This is a genomic window from Nocardioides sp. P4_G4, from assembly GCF_056401085.1.
The window spans coordinates 16,917-32,612 of record NZ_JBFUKA010000053.1; the positions used below are offsets into that span (position 1 = coordinate 16,917).

The 15,696-nt window shown below is 71.7% G+C and carries 18 protein-coding genes; 5 read left to right on the top strand and 13 right to left on the bottom strand.

Annotated features, from left to right (window positions below; all coding sequences use genetic code 11):
- Positions 1 to 4: 4 nt before the first annotated feature.
- The 5 genes from paaE to paaA are packed head-to-tail and all read right to left on the bottom strand — an operon-like array spanning position 5 to position 3,612.
- The gene (paaE, locus tag AC1DQF_RS13575) at positions 5 to 1,060 is read right to left on the bottom strand and encodes a 1,2-phenylacetyl-CoA epoxidase subunit PaaE (RefSeq protein ID WP_477525747.1); all 1,056 of its coding nucleotides are present in this window, start codon (positions 1,058 to 1,060) and stop codon (positions 5 to 7) included.
- Entirely contained in the window at positions 1,060 to 1,572 is a 513-nt protein-coding gene (paaD, locus tag AC1DQF_RS13580; protein ID WP_477525748.1) for a 1,2-phenylacetyl-CoA epoxidase subunit PaaD, read from the bottom strand. The genes paaE and paaD overlap by 1 nt, the downstream gene beginning before the upstream one ends.
- Positions 1,569 to 2,327, bottom strand: a complete 759-nt coding sequence (gene paaC, locus AC1DQF_RS13585; RefSeq protein ID WP_477525749.1) for a 1,2-phenylacetyl-CoA epoxidase subunit PaaC — start codon at positions 2,325 to 2,327, stop codon at positions 1,569 to 1,571. The genes paaD and paaC overlap by 4 nt, the downstream gene beginning before the upstream one ends.
- Positions 2,324 to 2,605, bottom strand: coding sequence for a 1,2-phenylacetyl-CoA epoxidase subunit PaaB (paaB, locus tag AC1DQF_RS13590; protein WP_477525750.1), 282 nt, complete (start codon positions 2,603 to 2,605; stop codon positions 2,324 to 2,326). The genes paaC and paaB overlap by 4 nt, the downstream gene beginning before the upstream one ends.
- Positions 2,602 to 3,612 (bottom strand): 1,2-phenylacetyl-CoA epoxidase subunit PaaA, encoded by a 1,011-nt coding sequence (gene paaA, locus AC1DQF_RS13595; protein WP_477525751.1) that lies wholly within the window; start codon positions 3,610 to 3,612, stop codon positions 2,602 to 2,604. The genes paaB and paaA overlap by 4 nt, the downstream gene beginning before the upstream one ends.
- Before the next feature lie 145 nt (positions 3,613 to 3,757).
- Between paaA and AC1DQF_RS13600 the strand changes: the two genes are divergently transcribed.
- The 4 genes from AC1DQF_RS13600 (at position 3,758) to AC1DQF_RS13615 (ending at position 5,663) form a co-directional block, all read left to right on the top strand.
- Complete coding sequence (locus tag AC1DQF_RS13600) at positions 3,758 to 4,306, top strand: N-acetyltransferase family protein (protein WP_477525752.1); 549 nt, start codon at positions 3,758 to 3,760, stop codon at positions 4,304 to 4,306.
- Positions 4,307 to 4,448: 142 nt separating this feature from the next.
- Positions 4,449 to 4,640: a hypothetical protein gene (locus tag AC1DQF_RS13605; RefSeq protein ID WP_477525753.1), complete on the top strand. Its 192-nt coding sequence runs from the start codon at positions 4,449 to 4,451 to the stop codon at positions 4,638 to 4,640.
- A gap of 22 nt (positions 4,641 to 4,662) precedes the next feature.
- On the top strand, positions 4,663 to 5,367 hold the full coding sequence (locus tag AC1DQF_RS13610; RefSeq protein WP_477525754.1) for an AzlC family ABC transporter permease: 705 nt from the start codon (positions 4,663 to 4,665) through the stop codon (positions 5,365 to 5,367).
- Positions 5,367 to 5,663 carry an AzlD domain-containing protein gene (locus AC1DQF_RS13615; protein WP_477525755.1) on the top strand — a complete coding sequence of 99 codons (297 nt, stop codon included), beginning with the start codon at positions 5,367 to 5,369 and terminating at the stop codon, positions 5,661 to 5,663. The genes AC1DQF_RS13610 and AC1DQF_RS13615 overlap by 1 nt, the downstream gene beginning before the upstream one ends.
- A gap of 66 nt (positions 5,664 to 5,729) precedes the next feature.
- Here the strand turns inward: AC1DQF_RS13615 and AC1DQF_RS13620 are convergent, their stop codons facing one another.
- Entirely contained in the window at positions 5,730 to 7,325 is a 1,596-nt protein-coding gene (locus AC1DQF_RS13620) for a M4 family metallopeptidase (protein WP_477525756.1), read from the bottom strand.
- A 111-nt stretch (positions 7,326 to 7,436) separates the two neighbouring features.
- Positions 7,437 to 8,192 (bottom strand): 4-hydroxy-tetrahydrodipicolinate reductase, encoded by a 756-nt coding sequence (gene dapB, locus AC1DQF_RS13625; RefSeq protein ID WP_477525757.1) that lies wholly within the window; start codon positions 8,190 to 8,192, stop codon positions 7,437 to 7,439.
- Between the two features lie 78 nt (positions 8,193 to 8,270).
- Between dapB and AC1DQF_RS13630 the strand changes: the two genes are divergently transcribed.
- Entirely contained in the window at positions 8,271 to 8,786 is a 516-nt protein-coding gene (locus AC1DQF_RS13630; protein WP_477525758.1) for a class I SAM-dependent methyltransferase, read from the top strand.
- Positions 8,787 to 8,837: 51 nt separating this feature from the next.
- Here the strand turns inward: AC1DQF_RS13630 and AC1DQF_RS13635 are convergent, their stop codons facing one another.
- From AC1DQF_RS13635 to AC1DQF_RS13660, 6 genes are all read right to left on the bottom strand, one after another.
- On the bottom strand, positions 8,838 to 9,851 hold the full coding sequence (locus tag AC1DQF_RS13635) for a hypothetical protein (RefSeq protein ID WP_477525759.1): 1,014 nt from the start codon (positions 9,849 to 9,851) through the stop codon (positions 8,838 to 8,840).
- A 317-nt stretch (positions 9,852 to 10,168) separates the two neighbouring features.
- Positions 10,169 to 11,470, bottom strand: a complete 1,302-nt coding sequence (locus AC1DQF_RS13640) for a M16 family metallopeptidase (protein WP_477525760.1) — start codon at positions 11,468 to 11,470, stop codon at positions 10,169 to 10,171.
- 75 nt (positions 11,471 to 11,545) lie between these two features.
- Positions 11,546 to 13,780 carry a polyribonucleotide nucleotidyltransferase gene (locus tag AC1DQF_RS13645; RefSeq protein WP_477525761.1) on the bottom strand — a complete coding sequence of 745 codons (2,235 nt, stop codon included), beginning with the start codon at positions 13,778 to 13,780 and terminating at the stop codon, positions 11,546 to 11,548.
- Between the two features lie 298 nt (positions 13,781 to 14,078).
- Entirely contained in the window at positions 14,079 to 14,354 is a 276-nt protein-coding gene (rpsO, locus tag AC1DQF_RS13650) for a 30S ribosomal protein S15 (RefSeq protein WP_457207321.1), read from the bottom strand.
- Between the two features lie 186 nt (positions 14,355 to 14,540).
- Complete coding sequence (locus AC1DQF_RS13655) at positions 14,541 to 14,804, bottom strand: DUF6458 family protein (protein ID WP_477525762.1); 264 nt, start codon at positions 14,802 to 14,804, stop codon at positions 14,541 to 14,543.
- Between the two features lie 146 nt (positions 14,805 to 14,950).
- Positions 14,951 to 15,696 (bottom strand): hypothetical protein (locus AC1DQF_RS13660; RefSeq protein ID WP_477525763.1); only part of this gene is annotated, 746 nt, incomplete at its 5' end.

The following is a 15,696-nucleotide window of genomic DNA, read 5'->3' on the forward strand; positions in this document are numbered from 1 at the left end:
CCGCTCAGGCGTCGTAGTCGACGACCAGCCGAGCGCTGGTGGGGTGCGACTGGCAGGTGAGCACGTAGCCGCGCTCGATCTCCTCGGGCTCGAGGGCGTAGTTGACGTCCATCGCGACGCTGCCCTCGACGACCCGAGCCCGGCAGGTGCCGCAGACGCCGCCCTTGCAGGCGAAGGGCACGTCCGAGCGCACCGACTGGGTCGCCTCGAGGACCGACGGTCCGTCGGGCCGCAGGGCGAAGTCCGAGGCCCGGCCGTCCAGGCGGACGGTGACCGCGGCGGCCCCGTCGGGAGCCTCGGCCAGCTCCGCGACGGGGGCCCGCTCCACGGGCTCGGCGTGGAAGAGCTCGGTGTGCACCGAGGAGCGTGGGACGCCCGCCCCGGTCAGCACCTCGCCCAGCTCCTCGACCATCTGCTGGGGTCCACAGAGGAACCACGCGTCGACCCGGTCGCGCACCACGAGGGCGTCGAGGATGCGGGTGAGCCGCTCGCCGTCGAGCCGACCGGAGAGCAGGTCGACCTCGGTCGCCTCGCGGGACAGCACGTGCAGGAGCTGCAGGCGGGGGCCGTAGGTGTCCTTGAGGTCGGCGACCTCGTCGAGGAACATCACCGACCGGTGGGTGCGGTTGGCGTAGACCAGGGTCACGAACGATCCCGGCTCCCCCTCGAGCAGCGAGGCCACGATCGACAGCACCGGGGTGATGCCGGAGCCGGCGGCCACGGCGACGTACGTCTTCTCCGCGGCCGGGTCCGGGACGTGGGTGAAGCGTCCCGCCGGCGTCATCACGTCGAGCTCGTCCCCCGGCGCGAGGGTGCCCACCACGACGTCGCTGAACGCGCCTCCGGGCAGCCGCTTGACCCCGATCCGCAGCGTGCCGGAGCTCGGTGGCACGCAGATCGAGTAGCTGCGCCGCTCGCCGTCGTCGCCGCGGATGGTCAGGTGCTGGCCGGGCGTGAACGCGTACTCGTCGCGCAGGTCGTCGGGCACCTCGAAGGAGATGGCGACGGCGTCGTCGGTGAGYGGGTCGACACGCGCGACCCGCAGGGTGTGGAAGTCCATCAAAGGGCCTTGAAGTGGTCGAAGGGCTCCCGGCACGCTCGGCACACCCACAGCGACTTGCAGGCGGTGGAGCCGAAGCGGCTGGACTCGCGGGTGTCGGGCGACCCGCACTGGGGGCAGCGGACGGACAGGGTCAGACCGACCGGCGCCTGCCGGCGCTCGGCCTCGGTGGGAGGCGGCGCGACGCCGTACTCCTCGAGCCGGGCGCGGCCCTGCGGGGTGATCTGGTCGGTCGACCACGCGGGCGAGAGGACGAACTCGACGGTGACGTGGAGGTAGCCCTCCTCGCTGAGCCGGTCGATGAGGTCGGTGCGGATCGTCTCCATCGCCGGGCAGCCGGAGTACGTCGGCGTGACCTGCACGTGGACCCGTCCCTGGTCGTCCTCGGTGACGTCGCGGAGGATGCCGAGGTCCTCGATGGTGACGACGGGGAGCTCGGGGTCGAGCACCCGGGCGGCGACCCGCCAGGCGCGGGTGGCGCGGCCGGTGCCGAGGTCGCGGGTGCCGGTCACCACGTCGCCCCCGGGTGCGAGCGGGTCAGGTGCTGCATCTCGGCCAGCATGCGGCCGAGGTGCTCGGTGTGCAGGCCGGCGCGGCCTCCCGGGACGCGCGCCGCGACGTCGGGCACCACGAGCGTCGCCGACCGTACGACGTCGCCCAGGCGCCGCAGGACCGGCTCGCGCAGGCTGGAGGGGGCGACCGCCACGCCGTCGGCGATGAGGGCCGCATCGACGTGCGAGTCGTCGAAGAGCTCCTCGACCCAGGGCCACTCGGCGTCCACGGCCGCCTGCATCCGGGCGTGGGACTCGGCGGTGCCGTCGCCGAGTCGCAGCACCCACCGGCTGGCGTGGTCCTGGTGGTAGGCGACCTCCTTGGAGGCCTTGGCCGCCACGGCGGCCAGGACGGGGTCGGTGCTGCGCTGCAGCGCGGCGTACAGCTCGGACTGCCAGGTGGAGAGCACGAGCAGGCGGGCCATCGCGACGCCGAAGTCCTCCTGGGGACGCTCGACGAGCTTGACGTTGCGGAAGTCCCGCTCGTCGCGCCAATAGGCGAGGTCGTCCTCGTCGCGGCCCTCCCCCTCCAGCTCGCCGGCGTGGGACAGCAGCGCCCGGGCCTGGCCGAGCAGGTCGAGGCCGATGTTGGCCAGCGCCAGGTCCTCCTCGAGCTGCGGGGCCCGGCTGATCCACCACCCCATCCGCTGCGCGGAGACCAGGGCGTCGTCGGCGAGGCCGAGGACGTAGTCGACGTGTGCCGTGGGAGTGCTCACAGGTGCTCGACCCCCTCCGGCACGTCGTAGAACGTCGGGTGGCGGTAGATCTTGTCCGCGGCCGGGTCGAAGAACGCGTCGCGCTCCTCGGGACTGGAGGCGGTGATCGCGGTGGCCGGGACGACCCAGAGGGACACGCCCTCCTGCCGGCGGGTGTAGACGTCGCGTGCGTTGCGCAACGCCATCTCGGCGTCCGGCGCGTGCAGCGACCCGACGTGGACGTGGTTGAGGCCACGGCGCGAACGCACGAAGACCTCCCAGAGCGGCTCGCGCGTCATGCCACCCGCTCCTGGTCGCGCTTGGCCGCGTACGCCTCGCCGGCCTCACGGACCCAGGCGCCGTCCTCGTGGGCACGGACCCGGTGGGCCATCCGCTCGGCGTTGCAGGGCCCGTTGCCCCTGATGACCTCGAAGAGCTCGGTGAAGTCGATCGGGCCGTGGTCGTAGTGGCCGCGCTCGTCGTTCCAGCGCAGCTCGGGGTCGGGCAGCGTGAGCCCGAGCGCCTCCGCCTGCGGGACGGTCATGTCGATGAAGCGTTGGCGCAGCTCGTCGTTGGAGAACCGCTTGATCCCCCAGGCCATCGACTGCGCGGTGTGGCCGGTCGCGGCGTCCGGTCCGGTGTCGGTGGGACCGAACATCATCAGGCTGGGCCACCAGTAGCGGTCGACGGCGTCCTGCGCCATCGCGTGCTGGGCGGACGTCCCGTGCGAGAGCGTGTGCAGGATCTCGAAACCCTGCCGCTGGTGGAACGACTCCTCCTTGCAGACCCGCACCATGGCCCGCGCGTAGGGGCCGAAGGAGCACCGGCACAGCGGGACCTGGTTGACGATGGCGGCACCGTCCACGAGCCAGCCGATCGCTCCCATGTCCGCCCAGGAGAGCGTGGGGTAGTTGAAGATCGAGGAGTACTTCTGCCGGCCGTCGTGGAGCTGGTCGAGGAGGTCCGCACGGTCCACGCCCAGCGTCTCCGCGGCGGCGTACAGGTAGAGGCCGTGGCCGGCCTCGTCCTGCACCTTGGCCATCAGGATGCCCTTGCGGCGCAGGCTCGGGGCCCGGGAGATCCAGTTGCCCTCCGGCTGCATGCCGATGATCTCGGAGTGTGCGTGCTGGGCGATCTGGCGCACGAGCGTCCGGCGGTAGGCCTCGGGCATCTCGTCGCGGGGCTCGATGCGCCCCTCGTCGGCGAGCACGGCCAGGAAGGACGCCGGCTCGCCGGGATCCTGGCCGGGACCGTGATCGGGGGCGGGTCGGGGGCCGTCGGGGGCACTGAAGTCGTTGCCGTACACGACTCCCAATCTAGCAGGTCTGTGACAGTTCGGCGCAGTCGCGACCCGCTTTCGTAACATGTTGGGGTCGGGTAGTCCGTGACGTCCGGACCGTGGCGAGGCCGCGACCGTTGGGTCCGAACGTCACGGACTACCGTGGTGACGCGTGAGCCACTCCCCCTCCGCCGACGTCTCCGTCCGGATCGCCTGGGCCGACGACGCCGATGCCATCGCCGGTGTCCAGGTGCGCGCCTGGCGGCAGATGTACGCCGACCTGGTGCCCGCCGAGGCCCTGCCCGCCGACCCCGCTGACCTGGCGCCCGCGTGGCGCCAGTCCCTGGGCCGCCCCGCCGACGCGCGGCACCGGGTCCTGGTGGCACTCGAGCGCAACCGGGTCGTGGGGTTCGCCCTCACCGGACCGGCCGACGACCCGGACTGCGACCCGGTCGTCGACGGCACCCTGAGCGAGATGACCGTCGACCCCGACGAGCGGGGCAAGGGCCACGGCTCGCGGCTCCTGCAGGCGGCCGTGGACACCCTCGTCGCCGACCGCTTCACGCGGGCGGTGTCGTGGCTCATGGCCGATGACGACGACCAGCGCCGCTTCCTCACCGAGGCGGGCTGGGCGGCCGACGGCGCGCACCGCGAGCTCGACCTCGACGGCTCGGGCGAGACCACGGTCAAGCAGGTCCGCCTGCACGCCGCGATCGGCTGACCGGTCTGTCCACCCCTCGGGGTGCTTGCTTTCTCCGGGCGGCGGAGCATCATGGAGGTCCGGCCGGGTCCGTCGCGTCCCGGTGACCACGTGGGGGTGCACGTTGTTCGGTCCGTTGCCCGTGCTGCACAGAATCGTCCTGGTGATCGGTGCCCTTGCCGTCTGGATCGGCCTCGGCCTGTGGTCGGGCCTCATGCCCGACATGCCGATGTCCGTGGGACCGGGGATCCTCCTCGGCACCGTCGCCGGCGTCGTGACCGCGTACGTCCTGCTGCACGACTTCCACCGGGCACCGCCCGTGTCCACGGTGCGTGAGCGTCGCCGGACCCGCTGAGCGGTCTCCCTACGCTGGCGGCATGGCCCACGCCGAGAGTCTCGCGCCCCTGCCGCCCGGGCACCGACGCACGATCGTCGGCGAGAGCCTCGCCGTCGGCGTGGCCACCGGTGCCTACGGCATCAGCTTCGGCGCGGTGGGCGTCGCCGCCGGGCTCAGCGTCCTGCAGACCTGTGCCCTGTCGCTGCTCGTCTTCACCGGGGCCTCCCAGTTCGCGCTGGTGGGAGTGGTCGCGGCGGGCGGGGCACCGATCAGCGGGGCCATGACCGCGATCCTGCTCGGCACCCGCAACACCCTCTACGGCCTGCGGATGGCACCGCTCCTGGACTTCCGTGGCTGGCGGCGGGTGGCGGCCGCGCACGTCCTGCTCGACGAGTCGACCGCGATGGCGGTCAACCGCGAGACCACACCGGCCGCGCGCCTCGGCTTCCTCACGACCGGGATCGCGGTCTTCGTCCTGTGGAACCTGGCCACACTGGGCGGCGCCCTGGCCGGTACGGCGCTCGGGGACCCGCGCACCTTCGGCCTCGACGCCGCCRTCGGCGCCGCCTTCCTGGCGCTGCTGTGGCCCCGGCTCTCCGACCGCCGCCACCGGCTGGTGGCCGTCGTCGCCGCCGCCGTGGCCCTCGGGCTGGTCCCGCTGACCGCGGCCGGGGTCCCGGTGCTCGCCGCCGGAGGGGTCGCCCTGCTCGCGGGCGCCCTGGACCGGACCCGGGTCGCCCGCTGATGTGGGTCGCGATCCTGGTGGCGGCCGCAGGCTGCTACGCCCTCAAGCTGGCCGGGCTCTCGCTGCCGCCCCGGGTCCTCTCGCACCCCGTGGTGGAGCGGGTGGCCGACCTCATCCCGGTGGCGCTGCTCGCGGCACTGGTCGCCGTACAGGTCTGGTCGCAGGGGCCGTCGCTCACGGTGGACGCGCGGAGCGCGGGACTCGGCTTCGCCGTCCTCGCCCTGCTGCTGCGGGCCCCGTTCCTCGTCGTGGTGGTCGGAGCCGCGGCCACCGCCGCCCTCGTCCGACTGGTCTGACGTCCTCGCCTCGGGCGTGGACGGACCGCGCCCCCCGGTGGGGACGCGGTCCGTCGTGGGGGTCGGTCAGCTCACCGAGACTCCGGTCCAGGCCGCGGCGACCGCGGACTGCTGGGGGCTGCCGGCGCCGTACAGGTCACGGGCCGCGTCGAGGGTCGCCGTGCGGGCGCCGGAGTAGGTGGTCGACGACGTCATGTAGACCGTCAGCGCCCGGAACCAGATCTTCGCCGCCGCGTCGCGCCCGATGCCGGTGAGGGTCGCGCCGTTGCACGCGGTCGAGGTGTGCGTGACGCCGCCGATCGTCTTGGTGCCCGTGCCCTCGGAGAGCAGGTAGAAGAAGTGGTTGCCCACGCCCGACGAGTAGCGCACGTCGAGGCTCTTGGTGCCGGTCGTCCAGCAGTTCTGCGAGCTGCCGTCGGAAGCCGGGTTGTCCATGCGCCGCAGGCCCAGGTGGTTCTTCAGGTCGAACTCCTCACCGATGAGGTAGTCGCCGGGGTCGGCCGCGTTGGCGGCGTAGAACTCCACCATCGTCCCGAAGATGTCCGAGGTCGACTCGTTGAGGCCACCCGACTCCCCCGAGTAGGTCAGGCCGGCGGTGTTCTCCGTGACGCCGTGGGTCATCTCGTGGCCGGCCACGTCCAGCGAGGTCAGCGGCCCGTAGGTGACCCCGTCGCCGTCGCCGTACGTCATCTTGGTCCCGTCCCAGAACGCGTTGACGTAGTTCTTGCCGTAGTGGACGCGGTTGAAGGAGCCGGCACCGGTTCCGAAGATCCCGTTACGGCCGTGGACGAGCTTGAAGTAGTCCCAGGTCATGTTCGTGCCGTACTGCGCGTCGACGGCCGCCGACTCGCGGCTGCTGGTCGTGCCGGTGCCGAACAACGTGTCGGTCGAGGTGAACGTCGTCCCGGTCTGACAGCCGCTGCCCAGCAGCTGGCAGCGCATCGAGTCGGTGCCGTTGTTGAGGTCGGTCGTGTAGGTGCCGCCACGCGTCGCGTCCTTCATCAGGTACGACGACCCGGACTGGGTGAGCTGGAGCGGCACCGTGCCCGCGTACAGCGACTGGCCGGAACCGTCGGCGGTCTGGATGCCCTCCTCGGTGCGGATGACTGCGCCGGTGCGGGCGTCGACGTAGGTCTTCAGGCGGCTGGGTGTGCCGTCGGCCTGGACGCCGCCGGTGACGACCTCCCACGCGAGTCGCGGGGTGGYGCCGGTCGCGTCCACCACCAGCTCGGAGGCCTCCACCTGCTCGTCGCCGGTGACCGCGGCCGTGCTGTTCCTGGCCACCACGGCCGACCGGGCGGCGCTCCTGCCGACCCCGGGCCTGGTCGAGAGCCGCAGCGGGGCGCCCAGCGACTGGCTCACGCCCTCCCAGGACCCGTCGGCGGCCTGGTGGACGACCAGGTCCCCACCCACCACGCGCAGGCCGTCCAGGGTCCTGTCGAGGCGCACGTGCGTGCTGCCGTCGTCGTCGACGAGCACCGAGGAGGCATCGAAGCCCTGTCCGGTGACGGCACGCGCTGCCGAGGCGTGCTGGCCGAGGCCCTGGAGCGCGGCGGCGACCGGGGAGGCCGGGTCGGCGGCCTGGGCGGACGTGGACATGGCGGCCGSCAGGGTCGCGGCGCCCAGCGCCAGGGCGGCGAGGGTGGTCGTCGTGAGCTTCACGTGAGGTCCTTTTCCGAGGGGAGGAGAAATCTCGTGAAGTCTTGTCGGCAAGGTCCCCACCCGGAAGCACGCAGGTGGCTCAGGTCTGTGCAACGCACAAACTCGCAGGACTCAGTCGAGGGAGAGCACGTGCTCCAGCCCCACGGTGAGCCCGGGACGGTCACCGATCGCCCGCAACCCGGTGAGCACCCCCGGCGTGAACGACGAGCGGTGCAGCGAGTCGTGCCGGATCGTGAGGGTCTCCCCCAGTCCCCCGAGGATCACCTCCTGGTGCGCGACCAGACCCCGGATCCGCAGCCCGTGCACGCGTACGCCGTCGACGTCGGCACCCCGGGCTCCGTCCAATCCGGTCGAGGTGGCGTCGGGCATCTGCGCGCTGCCGGCCTCGCGGCGGGCGGCCGCGATGAGCTCCGCCGTACGCCGCGCGGTGCCGGACGGCGCGTCGGCCTTGTCCGGGTGGTGCAGCTCGACGACCTCGACGGACTCGAAGAACGGGGCCGCCTGGGCGGCGAAGCGCATCATCAGGATCGCCCCGATCGAGAAGTTCGGCGCGATCAGCACCCCGGTGCCCGGGGCATCTGCCAGCCAGCCGCGGAGCTGCTCGAGGCGTCCCTCGTCGAAGCCGGTCGTGCCCACCACGGCGTCGATCCCGTGCTCGATGCAGAAGCGCAGGTTGTCCATCACGACGTCGGGGTGGGTGAAGTCCACGACCGCCTGCGCCCCGGCCTCGACCAGGGCACCGATGTCGTCGCCGGCGTCGATCCGCGCCACGAGCTCCATGCCGGCGGCCTCCTCGACCGCCGTACAGACCTCCGCGCCCACTTTGCCGCGCGCTCCCAGGACTCCCACCAACAGCTGCTCGCTCACGGGTCCAACCTAGCGTCGGAGGCATCCGGAGAGTGGCGGTGGCTGACTCGTGAACCCGCTAGTGGCAGGCTGTCACCCATGCCGTTGCAGACGATCCCGCCCCGCATCCGTTGGGCAGTCGAGCTGATGGATGTCCAACCCCACGACCAGGTCCTCGAGATCGGGTGTGGTCCAGGGGCCGGAGCCGAGCTGATCTGCAGCAAGCTGGAGTCCGGCAAGCTGTTCGCGATCGACCGGTCCGAGTCCGGGGTCGACCGCACCAAGCGCCGCAACCAGAAGGCCGTCGACGACGGCCGGCTGGTCGTGCGCCAGATCGACCTCGCCACCCTCCGCGTCCCGGTGAAGCGGCTGACGAAGGTCTTCTCCTTCAACGTCAACCTGTTCTGGGTGCGCAACTGCGACGACGAGGTGGCCCTGCTCCACGAGCGTGTCGTGCCCGGCGGGGCGGTCTACCTGTTCTACGAGGCCAACCGTCCCGAGCTGGTCCCCAACATCGTCAAGAAGACCTCCGACACCCTCGCCCGGGCCGGCTTCCGGGTCTCGGTGGTCGAGCAGAAGGCGCCGGCCGTCATCGGGATCATCGGGAAGCGCTGACGCTCGCGGACCTGTCAGCCACCCCGGCGCAACTGGCGGCGTACGACGGTCTCATCGCACTGTTCGCCGTCGTCTCCCGCCAGCTGCCGACGTGGTCCCCACCCTCCGCAGGAACGCCTCCCGCCCCGCCGGGGTGTAGAGCGACTCGCGCAGCATCACGAGCCACGGCCGGATGCGCCGCGGATCGTGCTCCCGGCCCAGAGCCACGTCCACGCCGCGCAGGACGCCGATCGGCCGCTGGACCACGTCGGACGCGGTGTAGCCACGGCGGACCCGTCCCAGCCTGCTGAGTCGCCGCTCGCGCCTCAGGTCGTCTCGGTGCTGGTCGGGCTCGCGGTGATGACCACCATCGAACTCGTGGTCGGAGGTGGTGCCGACCAGGTGCAGGTCCACCCGTGCGACGAGCACTCCGTTGGCATCCCGGACCTCGCGTTGTGGTGCGACCTCGGCACCGACGACCACGTGCAGCAGTCGCAGGAGCGACTCCCACGACGACTCTGCCCGACCATCCACCCGGACCAGCGCGGCCAGGAGCGCAGAACGTCCTCGGCGCCTGGGCCGGCAGACGCGACAGAGCTCCTCGACGGTGACATCGCGCGCCTGGAGGGCGCTGTCCATCAGGACCACGAGGTCGAGCGGTGACAACCATCGCGCACACGCCAGGAGCGTCTCGGCGGCCGTGGCGCACCTGAGTCCCGCGACGTCCTCGTGCTCGATCGGTGCCGGATGACGGCTGGTGCGGATCCCGTCGCGCATCGGCCGCGGGTCGTCCAGCTGCATGGCGACGAAGACGGGCGTCGCCGCAGGAAGCGGAGGCAGCTCCCAGCCACGGATCCGTGCGGCCGTCAGGGCCGTGAAGCATCCGTGTCCGGTGAGGAGCAGCTGCCATCCCCGGAGGTCAGCCAACCACTCCTCGCGCTGCCCTGCTCCGTCGAGCCGGCGCCGGTGGATGCCGTGCGTGACGGACCGGTACGCGGCGCGGCGCGGTCGACCCCTGATCGCGAGGGTGGTCGGGTCGGAGAGGTCATCCGCGCCCGGGGTCGGGGCCTGGTTGGAGTCCGCCATGGACCGAGAGTCCGGCCCTCGGCATCACGAGCACGACCGCGGCCTCGCCTGCTGTGGCCACAGCCGGCCTCCCAGCGGCCTGTGGACGCCCCCCGGCCCGCACGAGGTGCTGGAGCAACTGGCGGGAGACGACCACCCGAGCCCCGAGAACCCCGTCGTACGCCGCCAGTTGCGCCACGCCCTCCTGAGCCCCCACCCCAACTGGCGGGAGACGACCACCCGAGCCCCGAGAACCCCGTCGTACGCCGCCAGTTGCGGTGGGTCGCGCGGAACCACCTGTCGGGCGCCGCCAGCTGCGACCACCCGAGCCCCGCAGGTCAGCGAGGACCGACGACCGCGAGCACCTCGGGCTGAGAGAAGAGCGCGGCGACGTCGCGGACCTCGTCGAGGGTGACGGCGTCGATGCGCGCGATGACCTGGTCGATGGAGAGCAGCTCGTCGCGCATGAGCTCGACCTTGCCGATCCGCGACATCCGCGAGCCGGAGTCCTCGAGGCCGAGCACGAGGCCGCCGCGCAGCTGGCCCTTGCCGCGCTCGAGCTCCTCGGCGGTGATGCCGTCGGCCGCCACCTTGGCCAGCTCGGCCCGCACCGTGGCGAGCACGTCGTCGACCTTGCCGGGCAGGCAGCCGACCGAGACACCGACCAGGCCGGCGTCGGCGTGGTGGCTGGCGAAGGAGTAGACCGAGTAGGCCAGCCCGCGGTGCTCGCGGACCTCCTGGAACAGCCGCGAGGAGGTCCCGCCACCGAGAGCGGTGTTGAGGACGCCGAGGGCGTAGCGGCGCTCGTCGGTGCGGGTGATGCCCTGGGCGCCGAGGACGATGTTGACCTGCTCGAAGGGCCGCGTCGTACGGGACTCCCCCGAGGTGACCGTGCGGGCCTTGTCGGTGATGCGCGCCGCGGCGGGCTCGCCCTCGCCCTCGAGGAAGCCCTGACGGGCGAAGGCCGCACGCACCTGGCGTACGACGGTCGCGTGGTCGACGCTGCCGGCCGCCGCGATGACCATGGTCCCGGGGCGGTAGTGCCGGCGGTAGAAGCGGTGGACCTGCTCGCGGCTCATCGCGGTGATCGAGTCATGGGTACCGGCGATGGGACGCCCCAGCGGGGTGTCCCCCCACGCCTGGTGGGCGAAGAGGTTGTGCACCACGTCGTCCGGGTCGTCGTCGTGCATCGCGATCTCGTCGAGGATCACGTCCCGCTCGGCCTCGACGTCGGCGGCGGTGATGAGCGAGTTGGTGACCATGTCGCCGAGCACGTCGATCGCCATCGGCAGGTCGTCGTCGAGGACCCGCGCGTGGAAGCAGGTGTACTCCTTGGCGGTGAAGGCGTTGAACTCCCCGCCCACCGCGTCGAGGGCCACCGAGATGTCGAGGGCACTGCGCTCGCGGGTGCCCTTGAAGAGCAGGTGCTCGAGGAAGTGCGAGCAACCGTGCAGGGCCGGGGTCTCGTCCCGCGAGCCCACGCCGACCCACACGCCGATGCTGGCCGAGCGGGCGCCGGCCATCTGCTCGGTGACGATGCGCAGCCCGCTGGGCAGCACGGTACGCCGCACGCGCGAGGTCACCTGGCCGTCGGCGTCCTTGACGGTCTGGAGGGTGCGGGTGGTGCCGGAGTTCTGCACGGGGGTGCCTTTCGCAGGAGAAATGCCACGACCGGCCGGCAGGTGACTGCCGGCCGGTCGCGGGTGGAGCTCAGGTCACTCGGAGTCGGTGGCCTCGTCGGCCTCGTCGGCCGACGCGGAGGAGGACTCCTCCACGACAGGCACGAGCGAGAGCTTGCCGCGGTCGTCGATCTCGCCGATCTCGACCTGGACCTTCTGGCCGACCGACAGGACGTCCTCGACGGCCTCGACGCGCTTGCCGCCGGCGAGGGCACGCAGCTTGCTGATGTGCAGCAGGCCGTCCTTGCCGGGCATAAGCGAGACGAACGCACCGAAGTTGGTCGTCTTGACGACCGTGCCGAGGTAGCGCTCGCCGACCTCGGGCATCGTCGGGTTGGCGATCGCGTTGACGGCGTCCTTCGCGGCCTGCGCCGCCTCGCCGTTCGTCGCCCCGATGTAGACCGTGCCGTCGTCCTCGATCGACAGGGTCGCGCCCGTGTCGTCCTGGATCTGGTTGATGATCTTGCCCTTCGGGCCGATGACCTCGCCGATCTTGTCGACGGGCACCTTGATCGTGATGATCCGCGGCGCGTGGAGCGACATCTCCTCGGGGGCGTCGATGGCCTCGGCCATGACGTCGAGGATCGCCAGACGGGCGTCGCGGGCCTGGGTCAGCGCCGCAGCGAGGACCTCGGCCGGGATGCCGTCGAGCTTGGTGTCGAGCTGGAGCGCGGTGACGAACTCCCGCGTGCCGGCGACCTTGAAGTCCATGTCACCGAACGCGTCCTCGGCACCGAGGATGTCGGTCAGCGCGACGTACTGCTGCTCGCCGTCGACCTCGCCGGAGATGAGGCCCATCGCGATGCCAGCGACGGAGGCCTTGAGCGGCACACCCGCCTGGAGCAGCGCCAGCGTGGACGCGCAGACCGAGCCCATCGAGGTCGAGCCGTTGGAGCCCATGGCCTCGGAGAGCTGGCGGATCGCGTAGGGGAACTCCTCGCGGCTGGGGAGCACGGGGAGGAGGGCGCGGCGCGCGAGCGCACCGTGACCGACCTCGCGACGCTTGGGCGAGCCCACGCGACCCGTCTCACCGGTGGAGAACGGCGGGAAGACGTACTTGTGCATGTACCGGCGGTGCTTCTCCGGGGACAGCGTGTCGAGCTGCTGCTCGAGCTTGAGCATGTTGAGGGTGGTGACGCCCAGGATCTGGGTCTCGCCACGCTCGAACAGGGCCGAGCCGTGCACGCGCGGGATCACGCCGACCTCGGCGTGCAGCGGGCGAATGTCGGCGAGGCCACGGCCGTCGATGCGGATCTTGTCGCGCAGCACGCGCTCGCGGACGAGCGACTTGTTGAGCGAGCGGAACGCCGCGCCGATCTCCTTCTCGCGGCCCTCGAACTGGCCGGCGAGCTTCTCGAGCAGCGACGCCTTGATCTCGTCGACCTTGGTCTCGCGCTCCTGCTTGTCGCCGATGGTCATCGCGGCGGCGGTGTCGTCCTTGGCGGCCGACTCGACGGCGGCGTAGACGTCGTCCTCGTAGTCGAGGAAGACCGGGAAGTCCTGGACCGGCTTGGCGGCCTCGCGGGCCAGCTCGGCCTGGGCCTCGACGAGCTGCTTGATGAAGGGCTTCGCGGCGTCGAGGCCACCGGCCACGACCTCCTCGGTGGGCGCCTGCGCGCCACCCTGCACGAGCGCGATGGTCTCCTCGGTGGCCTCGGCCTCGACCATCATGATGGCGACGTCACCGGTGTCGGTGACGCGACCGGCGACGACCATGTCGAAGACGGCGTCCTCGAGCTGGGAGTGCGTCGGGAAGGCCACCCACTGGCCCTCGATGAGCGCCACGCGGACGCCACCGACGGGGCCGGAGAAGGGCAGGCCGGAGAGCTGGGTCGAGAGCGACGCGGCGTTGATGGCCAGCACGTCGTACGGCACGTTCGGGTCGAGCGCCATGACGGTGATGACGACCTGGACCTCGTTGCGCAGACCCTTCTTGAAGGTCGGGCGCAGCGGGCGGTCGATGAGGCGGCAGGTGAGGATCGCGTCCTCGCCCGGACGACCCTCGGACCGGAAGAAGGAGCCGGGGATCTGGCCCACGGCGTACATCCGCTCCTCGACGTCGATCGTCAGGGGGAAGAAGTCGAAGTGGTCCTTCGGGGTCTTGCCGGCGGTGGTCGCCGAGAGCAGCATGGTCTCGTCGTCCAGGTAGGCGGTGACCGAGCCGGCCGCCTGGCGGGCGAGCAGGCCGGTCTCGAACTTGACGGTGCGCTGTCCGAACTTGCCGTTGTCCAGCACGGTCTCGACAGCAGAAATGATGGGGCCCTCGTTCAAAGGGGTTCCCTTTCTCTTCGCGGAGCTAGCCGCGGAACGCCCGAACAGCTCGACGTTCGAGCATGTTGCCGGTCTTCGATCGAGGCCCACGGGTCGCGCCGTGCGCGAGGAGTCCGGAAGCCACTACCGAGGACCGAGCCGACGTTCCGGGCCACTCCTGGTGGTGTGTATGTGCAGTTGTGGGTGGTGCGTGCCTGACATCGGCACCGTGGCCCGCGAGGGCCGTGGACGAGCCTAACGGAACGGCCCGTGAACCAGCAGGAGCGGCTCCCCGTGACGGGGAACCGCTCCTGGCAGGTCAGCGACGCAGGCCGAGGCGCTCGACGATCGCGCGGTAGCGCGCGATGTCGGTCTTCTGCAGGTAGTTGAGCAGACGACGGCGCTGGCCCACGAGCAGCAGCAGGCCACGACGGCTGTGGTGGTCGTGCTTGTGCTGCTTGAGGTGCTCGGTGAGGTGGCTGATGCGGTGGCTCAGCAGAGCGACCTGCACCTCGGGCGAACCGGTGTCGCCCTCGGTCGTGGCGTGCTCGGCGATGATCTTCTTCTTGGTCTCCGCGTCGGTACCGATCGACATGCGGGGCTCCTTCCGGTCTCGTTGCGCGGCGCCCGGGGCAGGATGCCCCGAGCTCTCTGGATCCGCGGCCGTCATGACGGCAGGTCCCACCGTGCGGTGGGCAACCGGACGAGACTAGCAACGGCGACGCCCGGGTCCCAAAACGCTGGGACCCGGGCGACCGTGCTGCTGGAGGGCGTCAGCCCGTCAGACGGCCGGCGGCGCCGGCGGGTCCATCTCGGTACGACGCTCGGTGGTCGCCGAGCGACCCTCGTGGTCCGTGGTGGTGGCGACCGTCGTGGCACGACGACGCGTGTTGGTCTGGATGGCGGTGATCGCGATGACCAGGACGCCGGCCAGGCAGAGGATGTAGCCGACCATCGTGAGGTCGACGGCGCTGATCATGTCCTGCACGGCAAAGGCCAGGATGAGGCCGAGCGCCAGCAGGAAGACGCCGAGTCCGTAACCCATGGTGTTGTCTCCAGGTGATGGGGGATGAGTGCTCGTGGAACCTAACGGCATTCCGCGCGAATCGTGACGCCCGACGCGCTCCCCCGCTCCCCCGGCCCACCCGCAGGGGTGCCGCGCTCCGCCGACGTGCCCGACGGGTGGGTGGGTCAGCAGGAGGGGTTGTTCATCGGGAGCCGCTCCCCCGTGGCGACGTCGAGGACCCGCAGTCCCTGGACCCGCCGGCCGTCCTTGTCCACGACGCGGAGCGTGCAGATCCGCCGCTCCTGGTAGGTGATGGCGTTCGGCGGCACCGAGGTGTACGGCGCGGGCACGTCGTCCATCCCCCACGCTGCGACCTTGGCGGGCGTCAGGACCTCCGTCACCGTCACGGGGACCAGCGAGATCGCGACGACGTTCAGCGCCAGCAGGAGCACGCGGGCCGCCGCGCCCCTGCTGGGGCCGCCCGGCCACCACCTCCCTCGACCCATCTGCACGCTGACGAGCGTGGCCACCACCAGGAGTGGAAGGCCCCAGCCGAGGAGGCTGGGAACCGGCGACAACCCCAGGTTGATGCTGCCCGACCCGAACAGGAGGTCCACGACCTGCAGGGCGACCCAGGCCCTCGCGACCCACCAGACCGGCCGCAGCGCCACGAGCAGYCCCCACGGGTCGCCCGGGAGACCGATGACGACGGCGTCCCAGCGGCGGCCGGCGCCGTCGAGCCACCTCTCGACCCGCTCCCCGACAGCGCCGCGGGTGCGCGCCCCCGGATCGGCGGCCGGGAGGCCCGCGGCGGCGCGCAGCTCGGCGGCGTACGCGTCGGGGTCGCCCAGCACGCCGGGGCCCCGCTCGGCCACGAGATCGGCGAGGTCGGCCTCGAGGCCGCCGAGCAGCTCTTCGCGCTCCTCGGGAC

Coding starts and splice junctions, on each gene's coding strand:
- paaB (WP_477525750.1), bottom strand. CDS start 2,605: ATGACGCGCGAGCCGCTCTGGGAGGTCTTCGTGCGTTCGCGCCGTGGC.
- AC1DQF_RS13615 (WP_477525755.1), top strand. CDS start 5,367: ATGTGGGTCGCGATCCTGGTGGCGGCCGCAGGCTGCTACGCCCTCAAG.
- AC1DQF_RS13630 (WP_477525758.1), top strand. CDS start 8,271: ATGCCGTTGCAGACGATCCCGCCCCGCATCCGTTGGGCAGTCGAGCTG.
- rpsO (WP_457207321.1), bottom strand. CDS start 14,354: ATGTCGATCGGTACCGACGCGGAGACCAAGAAGAAGATCATCGCCGAG.
- AC1DQF_RS13635 (WP_477525759.1), bottom strand. CDS start 9,851: ATGGCGGACTCCAACCAGGCCCCGACCCCGGGCGCGGATGACCTCTCC.
- AC1DQF_RS13655 (WP_477525762.1), bottom strand. CDS start 14,804: ATGGGTTACGGACTCGGCGTCTTCCTGCTGGCGCTCGGCCTCATCCTG.